Source organism: Xanthomonas sp. AC360, assembly GCF_979258225.1.
The window spans coordinates 1,850,079-1,874,646 of record NZ_OZ409846.1; the positions used below are offsets into that span (position 1 = coordinate 1,850,079).

The 24,568-nt window shown below is 66.9% G+C and carries 24 protein-coding genes and 1 other RNA gene; 13 read left to right on the forward strand and 12 right to left on the reverse strand.

The window, feature by feature from the left end:
- The first annotated feature begins 65 nt into the window (after window positions 1–65).
- From pcaH to ACZZ0O_RS07895, 6 genes are all read left to right on the forward strand, one after another.
- Window positions 66–797 (forward strand): protocatechuate 3,4-dioxygenase subunit beta, encoded by a 732-nt coding sequence (gene pcaH, locus ACZZ0O_RS07870; RefSeq protein WP_115526837.1) that lies wholly within the window; start codon window positions 66–68, stop codon window positions 795–797.
- Between the two features lie 4 nt (window positions 798–801).
- On the forward strand, window positions 802–1,365 hold the full coding sequence (gene pcaG / locus ACZZ0O_RS07875; protein WP_115526838.1) for a protocatechuate 3,4-dioxygenase subunit alpha: 564 nt from the start codon (window positions 802–804) through the stop codon (window positions 1,363–1,365).
- A gap of 271 nt (window positions 1,366–1,636) precedes the next feature.
- Complete coding sequence (locus tag ACZZ0O_RS07880) at window positions 1,637–2,989, forward strand: 3-carboxy-cis,cis-muconate cycloisomerase (RefSeq protein WP_463590471.1); 1,353 nt, start codon at window positions 1,637–1,639, stop codon at window positions 2,987–2,989.
- A gap of 10 nt (window positions 2,990–2,999) precedes the next feature.
- Entirely contained in the window at window positions 3,000–3,782 is a 783-nt protein-coding gene (gene pcaD / locus ACZZ0O_RS07885; RefSeq protein WP_055853379.1) for a 3-oxoadipate enol-lactonase, read from the forward strand.
- Between the two features lie 26 nt (window positions 3,783–3,808).
- Window positions 3,809–4,195: a 4-carboxymuconolactone decarboxylase gene (pcaC, locus tag ACZZ0O_RS07890; RefSeq protein WP_055853377.1), complete on the forward strand. Its 387-nt coding sequence runs from the start codon at window positions 3,809–3,811 to the stop codon at window positions 4,193–4,195.
- A gap of 82 nt (window positions 4,196–4,277) precedes the next feature.
- Complete coding sequence (locus ACZZ0O_RS07895; RefSeq protein WP_463590472.1) at window positions 4,278–5,204, forward strand: alpha/beta hydrolase; 927 nt, start codon at window positions 4,278–4,280, stop codon at window positions 5,202–5,204.
- Between the two features lie 215 nt (window positions 5,205–5,419).
- Here the strand turns inward: ACZZ0O_RS07895 and ACZZ0O_RS07900 are convergent, their stop codons facing one another.
- The gene (locus ACZZ0O_RS07900; RefSeq protein WP_115528165.1) at window positions 5,420–6,280 is read right to left on the reverse strand and encodes an IclR family transcriptional regulator domain-containing protein; all 861 of its coding nucleotides are present in this window, start codon (window positions 6,278–6,280) and stop codon (window positions 5,420–5,422) included.
- 146 nt (window positions 6,281–6,426) lie between these two features.
- Between ACZZ0O_RS07900 and ACZZ0O_RS07905 the strand changes: the two genes are divergently transcribed.
- Together ACZZ0O_RS07905 and ACZZ0O_RS07910 are read left to right on the forward strand one after the other, a co-directional pair.
- Window positions 6,427–7,287: a PA4780 family RIO1-like protein kinase gene (locus ACZZ0O_RS07905; RefSeq protein ID WP_115512800.1), complete on the forward strand. Its 861-nt coding sequence runs from the start codon at window positions 6,427–6,429 to the stop codon at window positions 7,285–7,287.
- 446 nt (window positions 7,288–7,733) lie between these two features.
- Window positions 7,734–8,681 carry an alpha/beta hydrolase gene (locus tag ACZZ0O_RS07910; RefSeq protein WP_463590473.1) on the forward strand — a complete coding sequence of 316 codons (948 nt, stop codon included), beginning with the start codon at window positions 7,734–7,736 and terminating at the stop codon, window positions 8,679–8,681.
- Between the two features lie 146 nt (window positions 8,682–8,827).
- Here the strand turns inward: ACZZ0O_RS07910 and ACZZ0O_RS07915 are convergent, their stop codons facing one another.
- The 4 genes from ACZZ0O_RS07915 to ACZZ0O_RS07930 all read right to left on the reverse strand — a co-directional run bounded on the left by ACZZ0O_RS07915 (window position 8,828) and on the right by ACZZ0O_RS07930 (window position 13,680).
- Window positions 8,828–9,538: a DUF2490 domain-containing protein gene (locus ACZZ0O_RS07915; protein WP_115558789.1), complete on the reverse strand. Its 711-nt coding sequence runs from the start codon at window positions 9,536–9,538 to the stop codon at window positions 8,828–8,830.
- A gap of 275 nt (window positions 9,539–9,813) precedes the next feature.
- Entirely contained in the window at window positions 9,814–10,635 is an 822-nt protein-coding gene (locus ACZZ0O_RS07920) for a nucleotidyltransferase domain-containing protein (protein ID WP_115561047.1), read from the reverse strand.
- Window positions 10,636–10,710: 75 nt separating this feature from the next.
- A complete protein-coding gene (mnmG, locus tag ACZZ0O_RS07925; protein ID WP_463590474.1) occupies window positions 10,711–12,615 on the reverse strand; it encodes a tRNA uridine-5-carboxymethylaminomethyl(34) synthesis enzyme MnmG in 1,905 nt (634 codons plus the stop codon).
- A 600-nt stretch (window positions 12,616–13,215) separates the two neighbouring features.
- A complete protein-coding gene (locus tag ACZZ0O_RS07930; RefSeq protein ID WP_115512797.1) occupies window positions 13,216–13,680 on the reverse strand; it encodes a hypothetical protein in 465 nt (154 codons plus the stop codon).
- A gap of 158 nt (window positions 13,681–13,838) precedes the next feature.
- Here ACZZ0O_RS07930 and ACZZ0O_RS07935 point away from each other — a divergent pair, with 158 nt between their 5' ends.
- From ACZZ0O_RS07935 to ACZZ0O_RS07945, 3 genes are all read left to right on the forward strand, one after another.
- Entirely contained in the window at window positions 13,839–14,798 is a 960-nt protein-coding gene (locus ACZZ0O_RS07935) for a pyridoxal-phosphate dependent enzyme (RefSeq protein WP_055853361.1), read from the forward strand.
- Entirely contained in the window at window positions 14,783–15,400 is a 618-nt protein-coding gene (locus ACZZ0O_RS07940) for a YdcF family protein (RefSeq protein ID WP_055853359.1), read from the forward strand. The genes ACZZ0O_RS07935 and ACZZ0O_RS07940 overlap by 16 nt, the downstream gene beginning before the upstream one ends.
- Before the next feature lie 261 nt (window positions 15,401–15,661).
- On the forward strand, window positions 15,662–16,081 hold the full coding sequence (locus ACZZ0O_RS07945; RefSeq protein WP_311239539.1) for a nuclear transport factor 2 family protein: 420 nt from the start codon (window positions 15,662–15,664) through the stop codon (window positions 16,079–16,081).
- 247 nt (window positions 16,082–16,328) lie between these two features.
- Here ACZZ0O_RS07945 and lpxO read toward each other — a convergent pair whose 3' ends face one another.
- The 5 genes from lpxO to ACZZ0O_RS07970 all read right to left on the reverse strand — a co-directional run bounded on the left by lpxO (window position 16,329) and on the right by ACZZ0O_RS07970 (window position 20,528).
- Window positions 16,329–17,234 (reverse strand): lipid A hydroxylase LpxO, encoded by a 906-nt coding sequence (gene lpxO / locus ACZZ0O_RS07950; protein ID WP_115552727.1) that lies wholly within the window; start codon window positions 17,232–17,234, stop codon window positions 16,329–16,331.
- Window positions 17,235–17,431: 197 nt separating this feature from the next.
- A complete protein-coding gene (gene bioC, locus ACZZ0O_RS07955) occupies window positions 17,432–18,316 on the reverse strand; it encodes a malonyl-ACP O-methyltransferase BioC (RefSeq protein ID WP_055853352.1) in 885 nt (294 codons plus the stop codon).
- A gap of 211 nt (window positions 18,317–18,527) precedes the next feature.
- A complete protein-coding gene (locus ACZZ0O_RS07960) occupies window positions 18,528–19,310 on the reverse strand; it encodes an SDR family oxidoreductase (protein ID WP_463590475.1) in 783 nt (260 codons plus the stop codon).
- A 44-nt stretch (window positions 19,311–19,354) separates the two neighbouring features.
- The gene (gene bioH / locus ACZZ0O_RS07965; RefSeq protein ID WP_115552915.1) at window positions 19,355–20,116 is read right to left on the reverse strand and encodes a pimeloyl-ACP methyl ester esterase BioH; all 762 of its coding nucleotides are present in this window, start codon (window positions 20,114–20,116) and stop codon (window positions 19,355–19,357) included.
- A 28-nt stretch (window positions 20,117–20,144) separates the two neighbouring features.
- Entirely contained in the window at window positions 20,145–20,528 is a 384-nt protein-coding gene (locus tag ACZZ0O_RS07970) for a DUF7079 family protein (RefSeq protein WP_463590476.1), read from the reverse strand.
- A 379-nt stretch (window positions 20,529–20,907) separates the two neighbouring features.
- On the opposite strand from ACZZ0O_RS07970, the gene ACZZ0O_RS07975 reads away from it, so the two are divergent.
- A non-coding RNA gene (locus ACZZ0O_RS07975) (sX9 sRNA) lies at window positions 20,908–20,984 on the forward strand.
- Between the two features lie 4 nt (window positions 20,985–20,988).
- Here ACZZ0O_RS07975 and bioF read toward each other — a convergent pair.
- Together bioF and bioB are read right to left on the reverse strand one after the other, a co-directional pair.
- The gene (bioF, locus tag ACZZ0O_RS07980; RefSeq protein ID WP_463590477.1) at window positions 20,989–22,194 is read right to left on the reverse strand and encodes an 8-amino-7-oxononanoate synthase; all 1,206 of its coding nucleotides are present in this window, start codon (window positions 22,192–22,194) and stop codon (window positions 20,989–20,991) included.
- 204 nt (window positions 22,195–22,398) lie between these two features.
- Window positions 22,399–23,433 carry a biotin synthase BioB gene (gene bioB, locus ACZZ0O_RS07985; RefSeq protein WP_115561056.1) on the reverse strand — a complete coding sequence of 345 codons (1,035 nt, stop codon included), beginning with the start codon at window positions 23,431–23,433 and terminating at the stop codon, window positions 22,399–22,401.
- Window positions 23,434–23,482: 49 nt separating this feature from the next.
- On the opposite strand from bioB, the gene ACZZ0O_RS07990 reads away from it, so the two are divergent.
- Window positions 23,483–24,208: a ComF family protein gene (locus ACZZ0O_RS07990; RefSeq protein WP_463590478.1), complete on the forward strand. Its 726-nt coding sequence runs from the start codon at window positions 23,483–23,485 to the stop codon at window positions 24,206–24,208.
- Window positions 24,209–24,568: the final 360 nt, after the last annotated feature.

Sequence of the window (24,568 nt, forward strand, 5' to 3'; positions counted from 1 at the left end):
CTGCGCTGCCACCGCACACCTACACCGCTTGACCATGCCGCAGTGCGGCGCAGGGAGATCTCACGATGCGCGATGCCCCCGATGATTCGACACTTGCAGACCCGCTGCTCGGCTACCGCCGCACCCGGCCGGGCACGCAGCCGGCCTATCTGCATCCGGCCTACGCCTCAACCGCCTTGCGCGGCCCAACGCAGGCGCCCATCGATATCCCGGCCACGCTGTCGGAAGTCACCGGCCCGCGTTTGGATCGGCTCACCCTGGGCGAGCATGCTGCCGACCTCACCGCAGGGTTCAGTGGCGAGCCGCTGGGCGAGCGCATCATCGTTTCCGGCCGCGTGCTCGACGAAAACGGCAAGCCGGTGCGCAACAGCGTGGTGGAAGTGTGGCAATGCAACGCGGCCGGCCGTTACCAGCATGCTGGCGATCGTCACGACGCACCGCTGGACCCCAACTTCCGCGGCACTGGTCAGGTGCTCACCGATGAGCATGGCCGCTACGTCTTCAAGACCATCAAGCCGGGCGCGTATCCGTGGCGCAATCACTACAACGCCTGGCGGCCGGCGCACATCCATTTTTCGCTGCACGGCGATGGCATCGGGCAACGGCTGATCACCCAGATGTATTTCCCGGGCGACCCGCTGCTGGCGCACGACCCCATCTACAACTGCGTCGACGATGCGCTGGCGCGCGAGCGCATGGTGTCCAGTTTCGACTGGGAAAACGCCATCAGCGAATATGCCCTGGCCTACCGCTTCGACATCGTGCTGCGCGGCCGCAAGCAAACGGTCTGGGAGTGAATCGATGAGCCTGCACGCAACCCCTTCGCAAACCGTCGGCCCGTATTACCGGCTTGGGCTGGAACCGCTGTATCGCGACCAGCTCGCACCGGCGCAGGCCGCCGGCACGCATGTGCAGATCAGCGGCTGCGTCTTCGATGGTGCCGGCGTCCCGGTGGCCGATGCGGTGCTGGAACTGTGGCAAGCCGATGCCGCCGGTATCTATGCGCATGCCGCCGACAGCCGTTACCAGACGCACGACGCCAGCTTCGATGGCTGGGGCCGGGTGCCGACCGATGCGCAGGGGCGTTTTAGCTTCAGCACGGTCAAGCCGGGCGCCGTCGCCGGGCCGGAGGGCACGCCGCAGGCCGCGCATTTGAGCGTGCTGGTGTTCATGCGCGGGCTGTTGCGTGGCGCATCGACGCGCCTGTACTTCGCCGATGACCCGCAGCTGGGCAGCGACCCGATCCTGGCGCTGGTGCCGGCCGCGCGCCGCGCCACCTTGCTGGCCCAGCCATCCGGCAATGGCGCCTATGCCTGGGATATCCATATGCAAGGCGACACGGAGACCGTGTTCTTCCGGTATTGATCCGTAGATCGGCGCACGTGCCGCACACGACGGCCTGTGTCTGCACGTGCGCCGCTGGCCTGGCTAGGCGGCATGCAGCGCCGCGCACGGCAGCCTGTTAGGTGCACAAGCGCACATCGGGGTGCCCAAGGCATGCATGCAAACCAGGGGTGCACGCTGTCACCTTCGCCCGCTGCGACCGTGCTGCGGGCGCTGCGCGTATTGCCCTAACGTCTAGTTGGCACCCCCGTGCTTCGGTGCCATGCTGCCGGCACGCCAAGAGATGCGATGCATGAGTGCGACGTCTTTGTTGTTGGGATCCTTGTTTGGCGAGCCTGCGTGCGACGCAGTGTTCAACGATGCGGCGCGTGTGCAGGCCATGCTGCACTTCGAATCCGCGCTTGCCCGCGCGCAGTCGCAGTGCGATGTCATTCCTGCCGAAGCTGCCGCGTCCATCGCAGCGGCCTGCGATGTGCAGCACTACGACATTGCGGCCTTGGCGCAGGCCACCGCGCTCGCCGGCAACCCCGCCATTCCGCTGGTCAAGGCGCTGACCGCGCGCGTCGCCGCGCACGATGCTGCGGCCGCGCGCTGGGTGCATTGGGGGGCCACCAGTCAGGACGTCATCGATACCGGCAGCGTGTTGCAGCTGCGCGCCGCGCTCGATCTGCTGCTGCCGCGCCTGCAGCGTCTGTGCGACACGTTGGCCGCGTTGGCCGCACGCGAGCGCGACACCGGTCTGCCCGGGCGCACCTTGTTGCAGCAGGCCGTGCCGGTGACCTTCGGGCTCAAGGTGGTCGGCTGGCTGGATGCCTTGCAGCGCGCGCATCGGCGCCTGCACGCGTTGCGGCACGACGCGCTGGTGCTGCAATTCGGTGGCGCGGCCGGCACCTTGGCCTCATTGCAGGAGCGCGGCCTGGACGTGGCCCAGGCGCTTGCCGCCACCCTGGCGCTGCCCTTGCCTGCGTTGCCCTGGCACACCGCGCGCGACCGCATCGTCGAGGTTGGCTGCGCGTTCGGCCTGCTCGCCGGCACGCTGGGCAAGATCGGCGGCGATGTGGTGCTGCTGATGCAATCGGAGGTCGGCGAAGCGTTTGAACCCGCGGCGGCCGGCAAGGGCGGCTCATCGGCGATGCCGCACAAGCGCAATCCGGTTTCCAGCGTGGCGGCGGTGGCCGCGGCCACCCGCGTGCCCGGTCTGATTTCTACTTTGTTTAGTGCGATGGCGCAGCCGCACGAGCGTGCCGCCGGGCAATGGCATGCCGAATGGGACACCTTGCCGCAGATCGTCTGCCTGACTGCCGGCAGCCTGGCGCAGATGCAGGCCTGCCTGGCCGAGCTGGAACTGGACCGCACGCGCATGCGCCAGCACCTGGACAGCCATGGCGGCGTGCTCTACGCCGAGGCGGTGGTGTTCGCGCTGGCCCCGCAGCTCGGCAAGCCGCAGGCACACGCGCTGGTCGAACAGGCAGTGGCGCAGGCGCAGGCGCAGCAGCGGCATCTGCGCGAGGTCTTGGCAGAGGACGCGCAGGTGAGTGCAGTACTCACGCACGCGCAACTGCAGGCGGTGTTCGATAGCGACAGCTGGCGCGGCATGTCCTCGGTCTGGATCGATCGCGTACTGGCCGCTTCTTTTTCCCGTTGACGGTGCTTCGATGGCTTATCTGCAATTGCCCACGCATCGCCTGCATTACCGTCTGGACGGCACCGACGGGCGGCCCTGGCTGACCTTCTGCAATTCGCTCGGCACCGACATGCACATGTGGGACGTGCAGATCGAAGCCTTCGCCCCGCATTACCGCATCCTGCGTTACGACCGCCGCGGCCATGGCTATTCCGACTCTCCGCCAGGCCCCTACAGCGTGGCCGACCTGGGACAGGACGTACTGGCGCTGTGGGATGCCTTGCAGATCGAGCGCAGCGATTTCTGCGGGCTGTCGATCGGCGGGCTGACCGGGCAGTGGCTGGGGCTGCATGCCGCGCAGCGGCTGCGCCGGCTGGTGGTCTGCGCCACCGCGCAAAAGATCGGCAGCACCGCCACCTGGGAAACCCGCATCGAGCAGGTGCGCAGCGAAGGCCTGCCGATGCTGATCGATGCCACGCTGCAGCGCTGGTTTACCCCGGAATTTTCCATCAGCCACGCGCAGCGCCTGGACATGATCGCCGCCGCCTTCGTCTCCACCTCTCCGGATGGGTACATCGCCTGCTGCCAGGCGGTGGCCGAGGCCGATTTCCGCGGCGCGCTGGATGGGCTGAACCTGCCGCTGCTGGCCCTGGCCGGCGACGACGACCCGGTGTGCCCGCCGCCGGACCTGCGCGAGATCGCCTACGCCGCGCCCGACGGACATTACGCCCAGGTACCGGGCCGACATATCTGCAATCTGGAATCGCCGGCTGCGTTCAACGACGCGGTGCTGGGGTTCCTGCAAGCCGACTGATCTTTTCCGTATAACGAGGACGCCCCATGCACGAAGACGAACGCTATCAAGCCGGCCTGCGCGAACGCCGCCGTGTGCTGGGCGAAGCGCATGTCGAGCGCTCGCTGGCCGCACGCACCGAGCTCACCACCGAGTTTCAGGACCTGATCACCCGGTACGCCTGGGGCACCATCTGGACCCGCGATGGCCTGCCTGCGCATACCCGCTCGTTGATCACGTTGTCGATGATGGTCGCGTTGGGCCACGACGAAGAATTCAAGCTGCATGTGCGCGCCGCGCGCAACAACGGCGTCACTCCCGAGCAGATCAAGGAAGTGCTGCTGCAGGCGGCCATCTATTGCGGCGTCCCGGCGGCCAACCACGCTTTTGCGCTGGCCAAACCGATCCTGGAAGAACAGGCTGCCGAGACCTGACGCGGCCCGCATCGTCGTTTTCGCGTCTGCCTGCCATGCTGCGCAGCGTGCCCAGTCCATCGCGCCCATGACGAGATGCCGCATGACGTTCCGACCCGCCTACCTGCTCCTGCTGTTGCTGTTCTCGCTGGCCGCTGGGGCACAACCGCAGCCCGGGCCCGGCACCCAGCTGGCGCAGGTGCGCGCCGACGATGGCCAGGCACTGGCGGTGTGGTCGCGCGTGCCAGCGCAGCCGCGCGGCACAGTACTGCTGGTGCATGGCCGGACCTGGAGTTCGCTGCCCAACTTCGACCTGCAGGTGCCGGGCGAAGCGGCCGATTCGCGCTCGGTGCTGGCCGCCTTCGCACAGACCGGGCTCGCCGCCTATGCGGTGGACCTGCGCGGCTACGGCGGCAGTGCACGCGATCGCAGCGGATGGAACACGCCCGACCGCGCGGTGCGCGATGTCGCGCAGGTGCTGGCCTGGGTTGCCCGGCAATACCCGGGTCTGCCGCCGCCCGCCTTGATCGGCTATTCCAACGGCGCGCGGGTCGCGCTGCTGGTCGGCCAGCAACACCCGCAGGCGGTGTCCGCGATGGTGCTGTACGGCTTCCCCGACGATGTCGATGCGCCGCCCACCGACGCGCCAACACCGGCCCAGCCCTTACGCGCACGCACCACCGCCGCGGCGGCCGGCGAGGATTTCATCACTGCCAACGCCGCGCCCCCTGGCGTGCGTGCGGCCTACGTGGCGCAGTCGCTGGCGGCCGACCCGGTGCGCACGGACTGGCACGCGATGGCGCAGTTCGCGTTCCAGCCCGAGCAGGTCACGACGTTGCCGGTGCTGCTGCTGCGCGGCGTCGACGATCCCATCGCCACACAAGCGGACAACGCGCATCTGTTCGCACGCCTGGGCAGCCAAGACCGTAGTTGGATCACCTTGCCGCACGCCGATCATGTGGCGCATGTGGAAGACACCCACGCGGCCTGGGTGGAGGCGGTGGTGGGCTTCCTGCGTCGGCCGCGCTGAGCCCCGAGGCGGGTGGCGGGTGCTTCGGGTGCGCCGGGAGGGTGCAGGAGCACGCGACCAACGCGCTGCCTGCTGCATGCGAAGCAATGACATGCAGCTGTGCGCGGGGGGCAAGCAACGCTTGTGTGCGGGACCCAGGCCACGCGCAGCCCGCGGCCCTCGGCCGCTTCACTCAGGATCGAGACTGCTACAGCGCTCAAGACGCGCCGCACGCGCTAACTCAGCAACGCCCCCAAGCGCTGCGCCGCCAGCTTCAACGGCTCCAGCAACTGCGTCTGCATGGTCTGCAGGCTGACGCGCCCGGCCTGCGCGCCGATGTTGAGCGCGGCAATCACCTCGCCACGCAGGTTGCGCACCGGCACTGCGATCGAACGCAGGCCGATTTCCAGCTCCTGGTCGGTCAGGCACATGCCTTCGCGGCGCGCGCGCGCCAGGACCTCCAGCAGCGCCGAGGCCTGGGTCACCGTCCGGTCGGTGCGCGGGCGCAGCGTGGTGCGCTCCAGGTAGGCCTGCAAGGTATCGCCGGGCAGGGCCGCCAGCAGCACCCGGCCCATCGAGGTGCAATAGGCCGGCAACCGCGTGCCCGGGCGTAGCCCGATCGACATGATCCGCACCGTCTCCGCACGCGCCACGTACAGCAGGTCGTCGCCGTCCAGTACGCCCAGCGAGCAGGACTCGTGCAGTTGGTCGCGCAGCCCGTCCAGCACCGGCTGGGCCGCCGCGGTCATCGCAGAAGACGCCGCATACGCGCCGCCAATGCCCAGCACGCGCGGCAACAGCACATAGCCACGACCCTGCTCGCCGACATAGCCCAGTTTGGCCAGCGTATGCAGCACGCGCCGCACCGCCGCGCGCGAGATGCCGGTTTCCAGGCTGATCTGCGACATGGTCACCTCGCGTGGGTGCTGGGCGAACACGCTCAGCACCACCAGCCCGCGCCCCAGCGAGGTCATGAAGTCCGGGTCGCCCTGGGCGGCGGCAATCTGCTGCATCAACTCGTAGGGCAGGCCGCGCTCGCTCCCGGTCGCGGCGATGGCGGCGGGACGTTTGCGGCGGCTGGCGGTGGGCTCGGGCATCGGATCGCGCGTCAGGCAGGTCCACGCATGGTAAGCGCTCGCGGCAATGCCTGCCTCCGGTCGCACTGTGCGCCTCGCATGTAAGCACTTCATCCTGCTTGCCGCATAATCGCTGCTGACTTGTTTCGGATCGGTCCCCCTCGTCCATGAAAACCCCCAAGGGCCTGCAGCCGCTGATCGACGACGGTGTCATCGACGAAGTGTTGCGACCACTGAAGAGCGGCAAGGAAGCCTCCGTCTACGTGGTCAGCGCCGGCGCCGACATCCTGTGTGCCAAGGTCTACAAGGACATGGCGCAACGCAGCTTCCAGGCGCGCGTGCAATATCAGGAAGGCCGCAAGGTGCGCGGCAGCCGCCAGGCGCGCGCGATGGGCAAGGCCACCAAGTTCGGCCGCCGCGAAGCCGAGACCGCATGGAAGAACACCGAAGCCGACGCGCTCTACCAACTGGTGGATGCCGGCGTGCACGTGCCCAAGCCGCGCGGCTATTTCCATGGCGTGCTGCTGATGGATCTGGTTACCGACGCCGCCGGTCACAGCGCGCCACGGCTGGGCGAAGTGGAGCTGGAGCCGGAGCAGGCGCACGCATTCCATGTCAGCCTGATCGGCGATGTGGTCAAGATGCTGTCGCTGGGTCTGGTGCACGGCGATCTGTCCGAATACAACGTGCTGGTCTCGCCCGACGGCCCGGTGGTGATCGATTTCCCGCAGGTGGTCAGCGCCGCCGGCAACAATGCCGCGCGCGACATGCTGCTGCGCGATGTGCACAACTTGCGCGACTGCCTGGGCCGCTTCGCTCCGGAGCTGCTGGACACCCACTACGGCGAAGAAATGTGGGCGCTTTACGAAAAGGGTGAGTTGCGCCCGGACAGCGTGCTCACCGGCCGCTTCAAGTTCGACACCAAGCGCGCCGATGTGCGCGCCATCCGCGCCTCCATTGAAGACGCGCGGCAGGAAAACCTGATCCGCCAGCAAGGCCGCGAAGCCGCCGCCGAAGACGACGACTGATCGCTGCGTGCGCCACACGGCGCATTGCCTTGCCCGGCGGCCGGTGGCACGGGGCCTGCCGTGGCACGCGCGGCACCTGTCCAGACGCGACCATGTTGCTTGCGCATTGATGGGATTGACGCGATCTGAGCCACGGTGCGTCTAAAAGACGGCACGGGGAAGAGGCGCGTTGCCGCTTCATCCCGCACGGTCTGCGCTTGTAAGTCTGCGCACGCGGCATGCGGTTGCGCATCCACGCGATGCAACGCAGCAATCGGCGTTGCAAGGTGGTCGCGTGCATGCCCGCAAGATGTAACGCGTTGCAGGTCGGAACCCTTCTGTATCAAGCCAGCACCGGCCTGCCCAAGCGATCGCGCGTCATCCGGTCAGGTAGTTATTTAATTTAATGGTTATTTAAAATAAGTATCAGGCAAACTCGGTAGTCCTCCACTGCCAACGAGACCGCCATGTTCGATCCCGATGTCGTTCGCCTGTTCGCTGTTCTCCAGCAGGCCGCCCAGCCGCCGATGGAAACGCTGCCCCTGGCAGACGCACGCGCAATGATGCGTGGGCTGGGCGCGCAGCTCGGCTTTCCGGTGCTGGAGATGGCGCAGGTACGTGCCGTGCAGGCCGACACCGCTGTTGGCAACGTGCCGCTACGGTTGTATCGGCCGCCGGGCCTGAGCGATGCGCCCGCGCCAACCTGCGTGTTTGTGCACGGTGGCGGCGGCGTGGTGGGCGATCTGGAGTCGCATGACGATGTGTGCCGACAGCTCGCGGCACGCGCTGGTTGCCAGGTGCTGGCCGTCGATTACCGGCTGGCTCCCGAGCACCCCGCGCCGGCCGGCGTGGAGGACGTTATCGCCACCGTGCAGTGGCTGGCCGCGCATCCCGAGCAGGTCGGCGCAGATCCACAGCGGTTGGCGGTGGCCGGCGACAGCATCGGTGGCGCGATGGCTGCCGCCGCTGCAGTGGCGGCACGCGATGCCGGCATTACGCTGCGCTGTCAGCTGTTGCTGTATCCGCTGACAGACGCACGCGAAGACAGCGGCGAGTATCCGTCCCGCACGACCAATGCCGACATTCCACCGCTGACCCGGCAGGCCACGCAGTTTTTCAACCAGCATTTCATCAAGGATCCTGCCATCGCCCTGGATTGGCGCGTCTCGCCGCTGCTTGCTCCGGATCTGAGCGGCGTTGCGCCGGCGCTGATCGTGCTGGCCGAGCGCGACGTTCTGCACGACGAAGGCCTGCGCTATGCCGAGCGCCTGCGCGCAGCCGGTGTCGAGGTCAGCGTGCACACCTTTCCCGGCATGGTGCACGGCTTCATCCATATGGCCAGCATCATCCAGGCAGCCGACAAGACCGTGGACATGTTTGCCGAAATGCTGCGACAGCGGCTGTTGCCGGTGTAATCCGGCGTATTGCCGAGGTGTCGGCAATACGCGCAGCATCGTGGCGGGTTGGCGCACGGTGCGGATGCAAACGCGCTGCCGCTTCGGTCCACGCGAACAAACTCCGGCGCGATCCGGCACTCGGTGCCGGCGCGCTACCGCGGCGTTTAGAAGTTGAAGCGGAACGTCGTCATCAATACGTGGTTTTCGCGGTCCACTGCGCGCGTATTGACGAACTGGTTGAGATAACCCACATCCATATTGGAAATGGCGTTGAATTTCCAGTTTATGCCGACGAAGACGCGGTTCTGGTCGATACCGCGGCGTGCGCCCCATTGCGTCTGATCGAGATTGACGAACAGCTCGTTGAACAGCACCCAGGACAGTTGCGGACTGAATCCGCTCGGACGGGTGGCGCGGATCATTTGCCGCACGCGGTAGCCCTCGTCGCTGAAGTCTTCGCGGTGGCGCTGCTCCAGACGGGTGCGGCTGGTGATGCTGATCTCTGCGATCGGATCGAACTGATACTGAAACTGTCCCCACCAGCGATTTTCGCGGTTGGACGGCTGACCGGCCGGATGGCTGATGATGGTGTCATACCCCATCCAGACGCTGGCCTTGGGGTTGAGCCGGTAAAACACCGCGGGGCGCAGGATCAATTGATCGAACTGCTCGCCTTCCTCGCGCCAGCGCGGATGAATATCCATGCTCCAGTAAAGGTTCTCGACCGGCAATTTGCCCTGGGCGTAGATACTCAACCAATATCGGCCATCTTCTTCGGTATTGGCATGGGCGGTGGAGATACTTCCCAGCAGTAAAAACAGAACAGGACCGGCGATGCGAAACGTTGCGGTCCGTAGCGTGCCAAATGCGTTCATTTAGTGAAATGTGTCGGCGTTGGCAAATCATAGCAACATCTATCGCGTTTCCATCGACCGTCTGGTCCACCCGTAACGCCTCTGTTCGGCTGGGGCTTCGCTAATCGGGATACGCCATCGCTTCAGTGCATTCGCTGGCAAGGTGTGCAGACCTGGAGCTACGTGACATGTCGGTGTTTGCCTTCTGTGAGACCAGGCCGATACGCCGACATCGCCAGCCCTGCGCTGCAGTGACCGGCGGTCGAGAGCCAGTCACTGCAGCGCAGCGCAATGCCTCAGGGCGATGCAGCGTCGTTGGAGAGCATCTGCCGAAACAAGGTGTCCAGGGCATCCGAACGCCCGCTGCCGGCCGGCAGCTGTGGCTGCGCCGTGCCCATGCGGTCGAGTTCTGCTTCGATAAAATCGCTGATCACCGCAATCCTTGGTCCATCTTCCACTTCTGTGGAGATGCGCTTGAGCGCCAGCAAACGCTCGATTTCCTCGCGCAGGTCTCCACTCGGCAGCAGTTCGTCCAGCAGCAATTCAAATGCCATCGGCGGCATGTCCTGGCGGCGCTCGATCCACTGACAGGCCAGAATCGGGCGCAAGACGTACAGATATTTCTTGGTACGAATCCGCTCACCGCGCAGGTAGCCGCGATAGTTGCTCTTGGCCATGTTGAAGTAATGCCACCAAGTGCCAAGCGGTGAATAGAAGTGCGTGGCGATCGCCCGCAACTGCTCGACAGCAACCGGATCTTGCCGATACACCACCGGCGAATGCAGCCATTCCAGCAGCGTCGGATTGGACTTGGAGACCAACCGCAATGCCTTGCGCAGGTCCCAGCCGCTGACATCCAGATCGTCGGAGATCGGCAGTTCGATCACGTCGCGCTGCGGCTCGCCGGGTCCGGTGCTTTCGTTGACGCTCAGATACCAGTCGCGCCGATGGACGTAGACAAAGCGTGCGTCGTAATCGCTGTCGGGCGACGAAAATCCCCAGCCGCGGCTGCCCGATTCGCACGCCAGCAGAATGCGGACCTCATGTTGCTGCTCGATCTCACGCAACGCCGCCAGCACTGCCTCGCGTTTGTCCGCTGCGATGGGATGGATGTCCATGGGGTCGCTGTCCTTGTGCATGACGTGCCCCAATCATAACCAGCTCACGCAGATGCAGCCCGGCTCACGGACAGATCATGCAACCTTGCTACGCCGCGCGCGTTCCAGATGCACCAGCAGCAGCGAGATCGCCGCTGGAGTCATGCCGGGAATGCGTTGTGCCTGGCCGATGTGTTGCGGGCGCACGCGTTCGAGTTTCTGCTGTACTTCGATCGACAGACCGCGCACGCCGGCGTAGTCGAAGTCTTCCGGGATCGGCGTATTTTCCTGGCGTTGCTGGCGCGCGATATCGTCGCGCTGGCGATCCAGATAACCGGCGTACTTGACGCTGATTTCGACCTGTTCGGCCACCTGCGTATCGTCCACGCCCGGCCCCAGTGTCGGCACGCGCATCAGCGTGGCGTAGGTGAGTTCCGGGCGTTTGATCAGGTCCAGCACATTGGTTTCGCGGCTGAGCGACACGTTCAGCGTCTGCGCCACTTCGCGACCCAGTGCATTGGCCGGCGTCGCCCACAACGCCGACAGGCGTGCGGTCTCGCGTTGCACCGCGTCCTGCTTGGCCGAAAAGCGCGCCCAGCGCGCCTCATCGACCAGACCCATCGCGCGGCCCACCCCGGTCAGGCGCGCATCGGCATTGTCTTCGCGCAGCTGCAGCCGGTATTCGGCGCGGCTGGTGAACATGCGATACGGCTCGGTGGTGCCGTGGGTGATTAGATCGTCCACCAGCACGCCCAGGTAGGCCTCGTCGCGACGCGGCGACCAGGCCGGCAGCCCCTGCACATGGCGGGCGGCATTGAGGCCGGCCAGCAGGCCTTGCGCGGCGGCCTCTTCGTAACCGGTGGTGCCGTTGATCTGTCCGGCAAAGAACAGCCCGCCGACCGCCTTGGTTTCCAGCGAGGCCTTGAGCCCGCGCGGGTCGAAGAAGTCGTATTCGATCGCGTAGCCGGGGCGGGTGATATGCGCCTGCGCAAAGCCGTGGATCGAGCGCACCAGCGCCAGCTGCACATCGAACGGCAGCGAGGTGGAAATGCCGTTTGGATAGATCTCGGTCACCTCCAGGCCCTCGGGTTCGACGAAGATCTGGTGGCTGGTCTTCTCGGCAAAGCGCACCACCTTGTCTTCGATCGACGGGCAGTAGCGTGGGCCGATGCCTTCGATCTGCCCCGAATACAGCGGCGAGCGGTGCAGTGCGCCGCGGATGATGTCGTGGGTCTGCTCGGTGGTGTGGGTGATCCAGCAGCTGACCTGGCGTGGGTGGTCGCTGACCTGGCCCATGAACGACATCACCGGCAGCGGGTCGTCGCCGGGTTGTTCGGCCATGACGCTGTAGTCGAGCGTGCGCCCGTCGATGCGCGGCGGGGTGCCGGTCTTGAGGCGGTCGATCGCGAACGGCCGCTCGCGCAGACGCGCCGCCAGCGTGGTGGCCGGCGGGTCGCCCATGCGCCCGGCCGCGTATTGGGTTTCGCCCACATGGATCTTGCCGGCCAGGAAGGTGCCGGCGGTCAGCACCACCGCCGGCGCCTCAAAGCGCAGCCCGGTCTGGGTGATGACCCCGCGTACGCTGTCGCCTTCGGCGGCGCCGTTGTGGATGATCAGATCGTCCACCGCCGCCTGGAACACGGTCAGGTTGGGCTGTGCCTCGACGATGCAACGGATGGCGTTGCGGTAGAGGTTGCGGTCGGCCTGGCAGCGGGTAGCACGCACCGCCGGCCCCTTGGAGGCATTGAGGGTGCGCCACTGGATGCCGGCCAGATCCGCCGCGTGCGCCATGGCGCCACCCAGCGCATCGATCTCCTTGACCAGGTGCCCCTTGCCGATCCCGCCGATGGCCGGATTGCAGCTCATCGCGCCCACCGTCTCGATGTTGTGAGTCAGCAGCAAGGTGCGGGCACCTGCGCGCGCAGACGCCAGCGCGGCCTCGGTGCCGGCATGGCCGCCGCCGATCACGATGACGTCGAAGCGATAGAAAGAGTCGGACATGGGTGTGGACTGATCAGCAGAGAGAAGGAAAACGGCCGCAGAAGTATCGACTGAAGCGCCGCGATGGTCACTAAATCGTTAAATATGTGATGCAAGTCACATTTTAAGATAGTGACCCTCAAGTTGGCACGTTCCGTGCGGATATCCCTACTGCACCTATCGTGGCATTGCGACATGGGCGCAAAGGCTGGAATTGGAACAGGGGCCAGCCGCGCGTGCGATGGGGTAGCGTAAGGGTCGGTAGTCGGGGGACTGCCGACCCTTATTTTTTTTTGCGATTCCGGCAACACCTGCACGCTTTCTCGATCATTGCGCGGCTGCAGGCGCTGCGCGTCCTGATGCGCCTGCGATCCTCGATCTACAAATGCATAAAGCCCCGGCATGCCGGGGCTTTATGCATTGGAGGCGCCGATATCCGACAGGGCCGGAACAGGGGGGATCCAGATTTCCCTGTCGGACATCGACATAAGTCGGTCAGTGGGGCGGGCCGGGTCATAACATGACGTGGCGGGTCACACAGAGCACCTAGCTTGCGACCAAGTGCCGACTGAACGCAAGCCCCCAATGTCGCCATTTGTGGGGCACGTCGCAGTCAGCGCGTCATGGGATTTGCTGGCGACTGTTGCGTGGCGCGGTCTGACGCTGGATCTCGCGAATCACACGCGGCGGCGCGCCGATCCGTGCCGGTGGCCGCGCGGGCGGTGCACCCGTCGCCGGTGGCGAATTGGGACGCTGCGGACGTGGGCCATTCGGGCGCGGGCCGTTGTTGAACGATCCGTTCGGACGCGGCGGGCGGTACTGCGGGCGGCGATCGTTCTGCCGGTAGTAATAGCCGCCACCACGGTAGACCGGATACACCGGGTAGTCGTACAGCCCGATCGCACCGGCACCATACGGGGCGCCGTAGAAGCCGCCGTAGTTATAGGGCGAGTATCCCGGCGGATAGCGATACTGCACAGCAGGCGCGCCACGGTAATAGCCGCCCGACCCGCCTCCGGTGTAGTCGTAAGTTGCGCAGCCGCCCAAGGCCAATAGCCCAGCGGCGAAGATCAGACGGAATTTCATGGATGGTGCCCTCCTGCAACCATGATCTCACTTTCGAACCGTTGCATTGAATCGGTCCTTAACTGTGCCGCAATGTGGCGCTTTTTCATCGATCCAGCATGCGCAGGCAGTGTGCGTGCGAGCCGTGAAGAGTGAGGCGATACGTTAATCTTGCAGGCATGATCGACACGGTCCCTCTTGCCCATTCAGATGTCCTGCAAGCCGCCGCGCGCATTGCGCCGCACTGCGCGACGACACCGTTGCTGACCTCGCACCGCCTGGACGCACTGTGCGGTGCGCAGCTGTTCTTCAAGGCCGAGCACCTGCAGCGCAGCGGCGCGTTCAAGTTCCGCGGCGCCTGCAATGCGGTGTGGTCGCTGCCTGACGACGTGGCACCGCGCGGCGTGGTCACCCACTCGTCCGGTAATCATGGCGCGGCGTTGGCGCTGGCCGCTCGTACGCGCGGTATCGGCTGTCATGTCGTGGTGCCCGAAGGTGCGGTTGCCGCCAAGCTGGCCAATATTTCCCGGCATGGCGCCACGCTGTGGCGTTGCGCGCCGACCATCGCAGCACGCGAGCAGCTGTGTGCCCAGGTCCAGGCCACCAGTGGCGCGACTCTGGTGCATCCGTACACCGATCCGGCCGTGATCGCCGGGCAGGGAACGGCCACCTTGGAGTTGCTGCATCAAAGCGGCGGGCTGGATGTGCTGCTGGCGCCGGTCGGCGGCGGCGGGCTGGCGGCCGGTGCGGCGTTGGCGCTGCGGTCTGCGCCCGGCTGTGCGCTGGTGCTGGCCGAGCCGAGCGGGGCAGCCGACACCGCGCGCTCGCTGGCGGCTGGGCAGCGCCTGGTCGACTTCGTGCCCGACACCGTCTGCGATGGTCTGCGCGGCACCCTGGGCGCGCCGAACTTTACGTTGCTGCAGGCGGCCGGCGCGCAGGTGATCACGGTGGACGATGCGGCCGTGGTGCAGGCGATGCGGCTGATCTGGCAGCTGCTCAAGCAGGTGGTGGAGCCGTCTTCGGCCATCACGCTGGCGGCGGTGCTGGCCGAGCCGGCGCGGTTTGCCGGGCGCAGGGTCGGGCTGATCCTGTCCGGCGGCAATGTCGATCTGGACGCACTGCCGTGGGCCGCGGCGTGAGCAGGCGTGCGCGCGGACTCGGCCTGTGGGGCTGGGGCTGGCGGTTATGCATGCTGGCGCTGATCTGGCTGGTGGCGGTGGCTGGCTGGATCGTCTGGGTCGGCGACCGCGATCAGGCGGCGCCGGCGGACGTGATCATCGTGCTGGGCGCGGCGGCTTACGACGCGCGCCCGTCGCCCGTCTTCGAAGAACGGATCCGGCATGCGCTGGATCTGTACGACCAGGGCTATGCGCCGCGGCTGTTGTTCACTGGCGGCTTCGGCAATGGCGCGCGGTTTTCCGAGTCGCAGGTGGCACGGCGCTACGCGCTGCGCCACGGGGTGCCGCCGGAAGCGATCGTGATCGAGACGGTCTCGCGGACCACCCGGCAGAACCTGGAGCAGGCGCGCATCTTGATGGCCCGTCATGGCATGCACCGGGCGATCATCGTCAGCGACCCGCTGCACATGGCGCGCGCGCTGCGGCTGAGCCAGGAGCTGGGAGTGGACGCGCTGGCCTCGTCCACGCCGAGTACGCGCTTTCGCAGTTTCCACACCAGCTGGCGCTTCCTGCTGCAGGAGGTTTACTTCTTCCACCGCGATCTGGTGGTGCAGGGCCCCTGAAACGGATGCGTGGCATCCGGCGGCATCCCCACTGGCGATTCAGCCAGTCGGCGCGATGGCGCGTCGCGGTTGCACGAGCGCCTCGCCGCGATGGATCTGCACCGGGCTTCAGCGGTGCATGGTGTGTGGTGGGGTGCGCTGCGCGTAACGGCGCGGCCGTCGAGGTAGGGAACGCCTGCGATGCAGTCGGACGCTGACCGCGTCTCAGCGCGCACGCAAAACCCGCTCTATGATGCGGCTTTCCCAGCGGCAGGTTCGAGCATGAGCGAGAGCAATCGGCAACACGCCATCGGCCTGGTCCAGGCCTATTACGCCGCCTTCAATCGCGGAGATTGGGACGCCATGCTGGCGTTCCTGGCCGAGGATGTGGCGCACGACCTCAATCAAGGTGCGCGCGAGATCGGCCGTGCGGAATTCGCGGCCTTCCTGCAGCGCATGAACGACAGCTACCGCGAGCAGTTGCGCGACATCGTGATCACCGCCAACGACGACGGCACGCGGGTGGGGGCCGAATACGTGGTGCACGGGGTTTACCACACCACCGACGAAGGCCTGCCCGATGCCAACGGCCAGACCTATGTGCTGCCGGGCGGGGCGTTCTTCGATGTGCAGGACGGCGCGATCACCCGCGTCACCAACTACTACAACCTGCAGGAATGGATCGCGCAGGTGTCGCGCTGAGAGCGTCGATCGGCATGCGCTAGACCTGTGTAGGAGCGCACCCGGGCGCGATGAAGCGTTACCGGGAATGCCTCGTCGCGCCCAGGTGCGCTCCTACGCGGGTGGTCGGGCGTTACAGCAATGCTGCATGTTCGGTCGGCGGCATGGCAGGAGCGGCTGGGCGGGTGTTCGCGCGTGTCTGCGCGCGCTGATGCGTTCTGGGGAATGCCTTCGCGCCCATGTGCGCTCCTACGTGGGTGGTCGGGCGTTACAGCCGCACGATGCCGACCACCACCAGGATGAAGATGCTCCACTTGAGCACCTGGTACAGCGGGTTGTTGCGCTCTTTCAGCGCCTTGGCTTTCAGGCGCGCCGCGTAGAAATACCGGAACACGCGGTTGATGCCGCCGGTCTTGTCGCCGTCCTGATTGGGCGAGGCGCCGGCCGACAGCAGGCTGCGGCCGACGAAGCGATTCAGCGCCGCCGCCCAGCGCCAACGCATCGGGCGTTCGATGTCGCAGAACAGGATGATGCGGTCCTGGTCGGTGTCATTACGCGCGTGATGGATATAAGTCTCGTCGAACATGGTCCACTCGCCGTCGCGCCAACTGTGGCGCTGGCCATCGACGTCGATGAAGCAGCGGTCGTCGTTGGGCGTGGCCAGGCCCAGGTGCAGTCGCATCGAGCCGGCGAACGGGTCGCGGTGCGGGCGCAGCTCGCTCCCTGGCGGCAGCTCGGCAAACATCGCCGCTTTCACCGTGGGGATGGACTTGAGCAACGCGGTGGTCTGCGGGCACAACTCGGCCGCCGACGGGTGCGCGGTGCCGTACCACTTCAGATAGAAGCGCTTCCAGCCGCGGCGGAAAAATGAGTTGAAGCCGATATCGGTATAGCCGTCGGCGGCGCGGATCTTCTGCATCTGCTGCAACGCCACCGCTTCATCGCGGATCACCGGCCAGTTGGCGCGCAGCGGCGCCAGCTCGGGGAATTCCTTGCCCGGGTCGATAAACGGTGTGGTCGGCACGCGCGAACACAGGTACATCAGCGTGTTGATCGGCGCCATGAAGGTGGAATGGTCGAGCAGCTGCCGGCTGAGCCGGTGCCGCACGCGACCGCGGTAATGGATGTACAGCGCCGACGCGATGAACAGCGCAATGAGAAGCCACTTCAACATGGGGGAAACCGTTTGGGGGCGGGGGTCGCTTGGGGCGGGGACCGGAAGCGGGTAGGCCAGCACAGGATCGCGGCACTTTATTAATGAATTCTACCGGCAGTCACTACAAAGCCCGCCGGCGCAGCATCGGCGTCGGCGCAATGCTGTGTATCACCGGCACAGGCGCGCTGCGGTGGGCGATGTGCACCGCAGCGCGGTCAGTCGATGCGGCGGCGGATCGGGATAGAGGACACCGGCACGCTGGCGATGTCCTGGCCGCGCTCGCGGATGGGCGCGCCCGGTGCCGGTGCCCAGGCGTGCGCGTAGATCACTTCCCAGGAACTGGGCAGGGTGCCATCCGGCCGCCGTAACGGTTCGTAGGCGGCGCTGGCAGCGGCAAAGCGGCCACGGCCGGTCAGCGTGGCGCGTCGGTTGCTGAGCGCATTGGTCGCGCCCATCGCACGCAACTCGCGCATCAGCGCGGGCAAGTCGTTATAGGTGAGCGTGAACAGGTCGCGGTCCAGCACCGGGTCGCGGAAGCCGGACATCAGCAAGGCATCGCCGAATTGCGCGATCGGCGGGAAGCGGCTGACGTGCGGCGCGGTGTCGGCCTGGGCGAACGCGTCGCGCAACTCGATCAAGGTTTCCGGCCCGAAGGTGGAGCACAACAGCAGCCCGCCCGGCCGCAGCGCACGGCGGAACCCGGCAAACACTGCCGGCAGGTCTTCCACCCACTGCAGGCACAGATTGCTGAAGATCACATCCACGCTGCCGTCGGCCACCGGCAGCGCGCGCGCATCGGCGCAGACCTGCGCGAACGGCTTCCACCAACCGGCGGCCTTGCGCGCCTGGCGCAGCATCGGCATGGCCTGGTCGAGCGCGATCACCTGCGCCTTGGGCCAGCGTTTCTTGATCGCGCCGCTGGCGTGGCCGGGGCCGGCGCCGACATCCAGCACCACCTTGGGCACCTGCTCGCCCAGGTAATCGAGCGATTCGAGCAGGCGCGTTTCCACTTCGCGCTGCAGCGCGGCGGCGGCGGCATAACTGTTGGCGGCCCGCGCGAAGGCGCGGCGGACGTGGCGGGGATCGAAAGTGCTGTTCATTGCGGCGCTATTGTCGCCCGTGGGCGCGGCGGAGGGAATCGATGCGTGGTGTGGCGTGGCAATCGGCCTGGAGAACTCTGCGAGCGGTCGCTCTGCCAGCGACTGCGTGGCGACCGCAATGAACTAGCAATGTGTTTCGACAAGCCGAGTCGTGGCCGAAAACAACCGCGACGTCGTCCGCGGTTGCCACAAGCTCCGCATGGCCGGTGCGCTAGAACGTGCCCGGATAACTGCCGCCGTCGATCAACAGGTTTTGCCCGGTGATATAGCCGGCCTGCGCGCTGCACAGAAACGCGCAAGCCGCGCCGAATTCGTCCGGCTCGCCGAAGCGCCCGGCCGGGATGGCGGCCTGCTTGCGCGCGGCGACCGTTTCGGCGGTGCTGCCTTGCTGTTGCGCGATGGCGGCGAAGTTGCCGCGCAGGCGGTCGGTGGCGAACTGGCCGGGCAGCAGATTGTTGAGCGTGACGTTGTCGACCACCGTGCTGCGCGCCAGCCCGGCAACGAAGCCGGTGAGGCCGGCACGTGCGCCGTTGGACAGGCCCAGGATGTCGATCGGCGCCTTCACCGCACTGGAGGTGATGTTGACGATGCGGCCGAAGCGGCGCGCACGCATGGCATCGACGGTGGCGCGGATCAGTTCGATCGGCGCCAGCATGTTGGCGTCCAGCGCGCGCAGCCAGTCCTCGCGTTCCCACTGCCGGAAATCGCCCGGCGGCGGGCCGCCTGCGTTATTGATCAGGATGTCGACCTGCGGGCAGGCTGCGAGCGCGGCGGTGCGTCCTTCCGGTGTCGCGATATCGGCCACGACACTGCGCACGTCTGCGGCGCCGGGCAGTGCGCGCAATGCATCGGCGGCCGCGTCCAGTGCAGCGCGGCCGCGTGCGGCGATCACCACGTTGACACCTTCGCGCGCCAACGCGCGGGCGCAGCCCAGGCCCAACCCTTTGCTGGCAGCGCAGACCAATGCCCAGCGCCCGGCGATTCCCAGATCCATGCGATGCGTCCTCGATCAGCGAAGTCGCATGATCGGCGATCTGCTCACGGCACGGACGCAACGAAGCGTTGCAACGCCTCGGCCACCTGATCGGCGTGGCCGAGAAACGGAGCGTGACCGCCGCCGGTGATGGTGAGCGCCTGCGCGTGTGGCGCGAGCGCGGCGGCGGCGTGCATGCCGGCGGCCGGCACCAGCCGATCGCGTTGCCCGGCAATCCACAGGCTGGGGCGCGCCAGCTGCGGCAATGCGCGGCGCAGGTCGGTACGCTCGAGCAGGCGCAAGCCGTGTTGCAGGGCGTCGGCCGCCGGCTCGCCGCGTGCGGTGAGCGTTTCGCGCAGGCTGCGCAGTTCGGCGCGCGCATGCGCCGAGCCCAAGGTATCCAACGCCAGAAAACGCTCCAGGGTGCCGCGGTAATCGCGCGCCAGGTCTTGGCCGAATTGCACGAACACGTCGCGCTCGACCGCATCGGCCCAGTCGGCACCCCGCACAAAGCGCGGCGTTGCCGCGATCATCGCCAGCCCACGCACCTGCGGTTGGGTGGCGGCGGCATGCAAGGCAAACAGGCCGCCCAGCGACCAGCCCACCCACACTGCCGGCGGCGTGGCCGCGGCAATCGCGGCGACCACGTACGGCAAGGCCAACGGCGTGGTGTCGTCGCGACTGAAACCGTGCCCGGGCAGATCGACCAGATGCAGTTGGTAGTGCGACGACAGCCGCTCCACCAGTGGCGCAAACACGCCGCCGTGCAACGCCCAACCGTGCAGAAGAACCAGCGCAGGCCCGTGGCCGATGACATCGATATGCATGCGTGGATTGTCGCCGATTGACGCGCGCTCAGCGTGCAGCGTGTGTGCGCACTGCGCTGATCGCAGGCGCCAGCACTGCCCATTGCTGGCGTGCATACCGGCGCCAGCACCAACGATCCGGCCAACGCCAGCGACGCGCGCGCTGTGTGGCGATCGCCGCCGCCAACCAGTCGTGATCGAAGCCTTCCCACACGCCGGCCACGCTGCGCAGATTGCCGATCAGCACCGGGTGCACCTCGTGCAGCAGCATCGTGCGCAGTTGCGGCAACGTAAACGGCGAGGCGGCCAGGATCCGGGCAATGCGCGCGTGGTCGCCATCGCACGCGCTGTCCAGATACAGCAGCGACAGCGCCTCCCAGACACGGCGTTGCGCCGGCGTGGCGGTTGGCGTCTCGGGCGCGGTCATTGCCATGTCAGCGGACTTGTTCCGAGTGACTGCCCGCGTGGACGCTGCGGTATCGGCGAGGAGCTGCCGACACGCGGGTGGCTGCGTTCGAGTCGAAGCGCTGCCGCAGTGGGTTGATCAGGCGTGCGGTTGTTGGGTTCGCGCATGACGGGTGGTGCGGTGAGGTGCCGTGCGCCCAATGCCGCCAACGCAGGTTTGCATGCAGTCGGCACGTGCGCTTGGACAGTGCGCACGCATCGAACCATTCGCGTGCTACATCGAGCGTCCGGGCGCCAGCCGCGCCGGCCCGGCGTTGCGCACGAGCGCGCTGCCGGCAACGGTTTAGAGCAGCGAACAAAACGACTGTGCTCACCGTCAGGCGGGCGTGGGCGGTGCTCGATGTGGCATGGTCCACGCGTACACTCCGGTTCTGAGCGCGCCGTCCACATCCACCTGACGACTGCTCGCGACGTTGTGTTACCCGCTCTTAAGCAGATGCGCGCAGCGGCTGCCGGCTGACCACGTCACGCGCCTGCACGATCGCCTCGATCAATGCCTGCACCTGCTGCGGCGTGTGCAGCGCCGACAAGGTCACGCGCAGGCGCGCCTTGCCTTCGGGCACGGTGGGCGGGCGGATCGCGCCGACCATGAAACCGGCCTGTTCGAGTGCGGCCGACATCGCCATCACCGTGGCTTCCTCGCCGCATAGCAGCGGCTGGATCGGCGTGTCGGAGGCCATCAGCTCGAACCCATGCCGGCGCGCGCCATCGCGGAAGTTGCCGATCAGTTCGACCAGGCGCGCACGCCGCCAATCGTCGCGCCGCGCCAGCCGTACCGCAGCCAGGGTGGCGGCCACCTGCGCTGGCGGCAGGGCGGTGGTGTAGATGTACGGGCGTGCGGTTTCGGCCAGATGGCGGATCAGCGCTTCTTCGCCGACCACAACCGCGCCGTAGCCGCCGAGCGCTTTGCCTAGCGTCACCAACTGCAGCGGCACTTCGGCAACGCCCAGGCCGGCATCGGCCACACAGCCGCGCCCCTGCGGGCCGACCACGCCCACGCCGTGCGCATCGTCGACATAGAACAGCGCTTCCTGCATGCGCGCCACCAGGCTCAACGCACGCAGCGGCGCCACATCGCCATCCATACTGAAAACACCGTCGCTGGCCAGCATCGCCGCGCCCTCGGGGGCGCCCTTGAGCTGGCGCATGGCGCCTTCCACATCCAGGTGCGGATACCGCCGCAGCCGGCAGCCGGCCAGACGCGTGGCGTCGAGCAGGCTGGCGTGGTTGAGCCGGTCCTGCACGCAGACATCGTCTTCTTCGCTGAGCAAGGCTTGCTGCACGGCCAGATTGGCGATGAAGCCGCTCCCGAACAGCAGCGCCGACGGGTAGCCTAGCCACTCGGCGATTTCGCGCTCGAGCGTTTCGTGGGCGGTGTGGTGGCCGCAGATCAGATGCGAGGCGGTTGCACCGGCGCCATCGCGCGCGGCGGCGTCCTGCAGGGCGGCAACCACTTCGAACTGTTGCGACAGGCCCAGATAGTCGTTGGAACAGAAACCGGTCAGCCAGCGGCCGTCGATCTCCAGCCGCACGCCATCGCGGCGGCCGACCTGGCGGCGCACCCGCACCCGTTCCTGGGCGACACGCAACTTGCGCAGCGACGAAATCCGTTCGTGCAGATCGGGGCGAGCCATGAGGGAGTTCGACAACGGATAAGGGCCGCTAGCGTAGCGTGCCGCGGCCACATCGCCCAGCCGGCACCGACGGCCGGTGGGGCGGGTTGGCTGCCCGGTGAGCTTGGGCTGCCAGTCATGACGGTTTACTGCCGCGCCCGGCCCTGCTGCGGTCAGCAGGGCCGGGCGCAGTGCAGGCTCATCCCTGGATGGCGTGCGCCGTCGTCACGCTGCGTGCTCGCACGCCGCGCCGCGGGTGATGTCCGCATGCACCGTGCCGGGGTGATCGTGGTCGGCGGCGTCGACAGTGATCTGCATCGGGCGCAGGCCCAGGCGCTGGAACAGGGCCTGGTCGCGCTCGGTGTCCGGGTTGCCGGTGGTCAGCAGTTTTTCGCCGTAGAAGATCGAGTTGGCGCCGGCCAGGAAGCACAGCGCCTGCAGCTCGTCGCTCATCGCCTCGCGGCCGGCGGACAGGCGCACCATCGACTTGGGCATGACGATGCGGGCCACCGCGATCATGCGCACGAACTCGAACGGGTCCAGTTGCTGGGTGCCGTGCAGCGGCGTGCCGGGGACCTGCACCAACTGGTTGATCGGCACCGAGTCCGGGTGCGCCGGCAAGGTGGCCAGCGCCAGCAGCAGGCCGATGCGGTGCTCGCGGGTCTCGCCCATGCCGACGATGCCGCCGCAGCAGGTCTTCAGTCCCACATCGCGCACGTGCTCCAGGGTGTTCAGGCGGTCCTGGTACTGGCGGGTGTGGATGATGGAATCGTAGTAATCCGGCGCGGTGTCCAGATTGTGGTTGTAGTAATCCAGCCCGGCGTCCTTGAGCGCGCGCGCCTGGCCGGCGTCGAGCATGCCGAGCGTGGCGCAGGTTTCCAGGCCCATGGCTTTGACCTCGCGGATCATCGCGGCCACCTTGGGGATGTCGCGCTCCTTCGGCGAGCGCCACGCCGCGCCCATGCAGAAGCGCGAGGCGCCGGCGGCCTTGGCCTGGCGCGCCTTGGCGACCACTTCTTCGGTTTCCATGAGCTTTTGCGCGGTCACGCCGGTGTCGTAGCGCTGCGCTTGCGGGCAGTACGCGCAATCTTCCGGACAACCGCCGGTCTTGACCGACAGCAGCGTGGAGACCTGCACCTGCGCCGGATCGAACTGTGCGCGGTGCACGCTAGCCGCGTGATGCAGCAACTCGGGGAACGGCAGATCGAACAACGCCTGCAGCTCTTTGCGATCCCAGTCATGGCGTACGACAACAGACATCGGAGTTTCCTGACAGTCAGCGGCTTGGAAGCCAGGCAGTCTGGTGAGCATGGAAGAGGCTGTCAACTTTGAAGGGGTAGGGTCGGTTTACAGGTGGCCGCAACGGGTGTTGCGCCTGCTGTTGCCGAGCCTGTGCCTGGTCTGCGCGGAAGCGGGCATGGCCGATTGCGATCTGTGTCCATCGTGCCGGGCCGCATTGCCGGAGCACGGCCATGCCTGTCTGTGCTGCGCCACCCAACTGTTCGCCTCCGATGGGGTGGCACTGTGCGGGCAGTGCCTGCAGCAGATCCCGCCCCTGCAGCGCGTGCATGCATGCTTTACCTATCGTTGGCCAGTGGACGGGTTGCTGCGGCGCTTCAAGTTCCATCAGGACCTGGCAGCAGGGCGCCTGCTCAGCGAATTGATGGCCAGGCGCTGCGCACGGTTGCCGCGGCCGCAGGCCCTGGTGCCGGTGAGCCTGCATCGGCAGCGTCTGCGCCAGCGCGGTTACGACCAGGCGCTTGAGCTGGCCAAACCGCTGGGCCGCGCGCTGCGGTTGCCATGCCTGCCGCTGCTGCGCCGCGTGCGTGCGACGGCGCCGCAATCCGAGCTGGATGCCGTCGAGCGCCAACGCAACCTGCGCGACGCCTTCATCGCACGCGGCCCCTTGCCCGCACATGTGGCGCTGGTGGACGACGTGATGACCACCGGCGCCACGCTGCACGCGGCAGCGCTGGCCTTGCGACGCGCGGGCGTGCAGCGGGTCGATGCCTGGGTGTGCGCGCGGGTGCCGTGATGCTGTGGCTGGGAGCGGTCTGTGGTTGAGATGGCCGGGGGCTGAGGCAAGGCTGGCGTAGGTGGTGGCAAGCTAGGTCAACGACGGGGGCGGGCGGGCGGGCGCTTTGCCGCTCTGTGCGGTTGGTCAGCGCGTTACGCGTTTTTCGCCTCGGCTCGGGTGCGGTGGTCAGGTGGGTGCTGTTCTTTTAGCGCGACGCTGCCCTGGGTTCTCGGGTAGCAGGCAGGCGTTCTTTTCACTCGGTGAGCGCGATCACAGGCTTAGACGCGAGTGTCGGTGAGCTGCTGTCGCGCTTAAAACGCTTAAAACAGGGGCGAAGTGAGCCGGAGCCAAAAGCAGATGCTGATGCGAGTGCGGGCT

What these genes read in the sequence shown, in the direction of transcription:
- ACZZ0O_RS07970 (WP_463590476.1), bottom strand. Translation starts at nt 20,528, where the DNA reads ATGGCAATGACCGCGCCCGAGACGCCAACCGCCACGCCGGCGCAACGC.
- ACZZ0O_RS07880 (WP_463590471.1), top strand. Translation starts at nt 1,637, where the DNA reads ATGAGTGCGACGTCTTTGTTGTTGGGATCCTTGTTTGGCGAGCCTGCG.
- ACZZ0O_RS07900 (WP_115528165.1), bottom strand. Translation starts at nt 6,280, where the DNA reads ATGCCCGAGCCCACCGCCAGCCGCCGCAAACGTCCCGCCGCCATCGCC.
- pcaG (WP_115526838.1), top strand. Translation starts at nt 802, where the DNA reads ATGAGCCTGCACGCAACCCCTTCGCAAACCGTCGGCCCGTATTACCGG.
- ACZZ0O_RS07920 (WP_115561047.1), bottom strand. Translation starts at nt 10,635, where the DNA reads ATGGACATCCATCCCATCGCAGCGGACAAACGCGAGGCAGTGCTGGCG.
- ACZZ0O_RS07945 (WP_311239539.1), top strand. Translation starts at nt 15,662, where the DNA reads ATGAGCGAGAGCAATCGGCAACACGCCATCGGCCTGGTCCAGGCCTAT.
- pcaH (WP_115526837.1), top strand. Translation starts at nt 66, where the DNA reads ATGCGCGATGCCCCCGATGATTCGACACTTGCAGACCCGCTGCTCGGC.
- ACZZ0O_RS07910 (WP_463590473.1), top strand. Translation starts at nt 7,734, where the DNA reads ATGTTCGATCCCGATGTCGTTCGCCTGTTCGCTGTTCTCCAGCAGGCC.
- ACZZ0O_RS07960 (WP_463590475.1), bottom strand. Translation starts at nt 19,310, where the DNA reads ATGGATCTGGGAATCGCCGGGCGCTGGGCATTGGTCTGCGCTGCCAGC.
- ACZZ0O_RS07915 (WP_115558789.1), bottom strand. Translation starts at nt 9,538, where the DNA reads ATGAACGCATTTGGCACGCTACGGACCGCAACGTTTCGCATCGCCGGT.
- ACZZ0O_RS07930 (WP_115512797.1), bottom strand. Translation starts at nt 13,680, where the DNA reads ATGAAATTCCGTCTGATCTTCGCCGCTGGGCTATTGGCCTTGGGCGGC.
- ACZZ0O_RS07990 (WP_463590478.1), top strand. Translation starts at nt 23,483, where the DNA reads ATGGAAGAGGCTGTCAACTTTGAAGGGGTAGGGTCGGTTTACAGGTGG.
- mnmG (WP_463590474.1), bottom strand. Translation starts at nt 12,615, where the DNA reads ATGTCCGACTCTTTCTATCGCTTCGACGTCATCGTGATCGGCGGCGGC.
- ACZZ0O_RS07935 (WP_055853361.1), top strand. Translation starts at nt 13,839, where the DNA reads ATGATCGACACGGTCCCTCTTGCCCATTCAGATGTCCTGCAAGCCGCC.
- bioF (WP_463590477.1), bottom strand. Translation starts at nt 22,194, where the DNA reads ATGGCTCGCCCCGATCTGCACGAACGGATTTCGTCGCTGCGCAAGTTG.
- bioC (WP_055853352.1), bottom strand. Translation starts at nt 18,316, where the DNA reads ATGAACAGCACTTTCGATCCCCGCCACGTCCGCCGCGCCTTCGCGCGG.
- ACZZ0O_RS07895 (WP_463590472.1), top strand. Translation starts at nt 4,278, where the DNA reads ATGACGTTCCGACCCGCCTACCTGCTCCTGCTGTTGCTGTTCTCGCTG.
- pcaD (WP_055853379.1), top strand. Translation starts at nt 3,000, where the DNA reads ATGGCTTATCTGCAATTGCCCACGCATCGCCTGCATTACCGTCTGGAC.
- lpxO (WP_115552727.1), bottom strand. Translation starts at nt 17,234, where the DNA reads ATGTTGAAGTGGCTTCTCATTGCGCTGTTCATCGCGTCGGCGCTGTAC.
- pcaC (WP_055853377.1), top strand. Translation starts at nt 3,809, where the DNA reads ATGCACGAAGACGAACGCTATCAAGCCGGCCTGCGCGAACGCCGCCGT.
- ACZZ0O_RS07905 (WP_115512800.1), top strand. Translation starts at nt 6,427, where the DNA reads ATGAAAACCCCCAAGGGCCTGCAGCCGCTGATCGACGACGGTGTCATC.
- bioB (WP_115561056.1), bottom strand. Translation starts at nt 23,433, where the DNA reads ATGTCTGTTGTCGTACGCCATGACTGGGATCGCAAAGAGCTGCAGGCG.
- bioH (WP_115552915.1), bottom strand. Translation starts at nt 20,116, where the DNA reads ATGCATATCGATGTCATCGGCCACGGGCCTGCGCTGGTTCTTCTGCAC.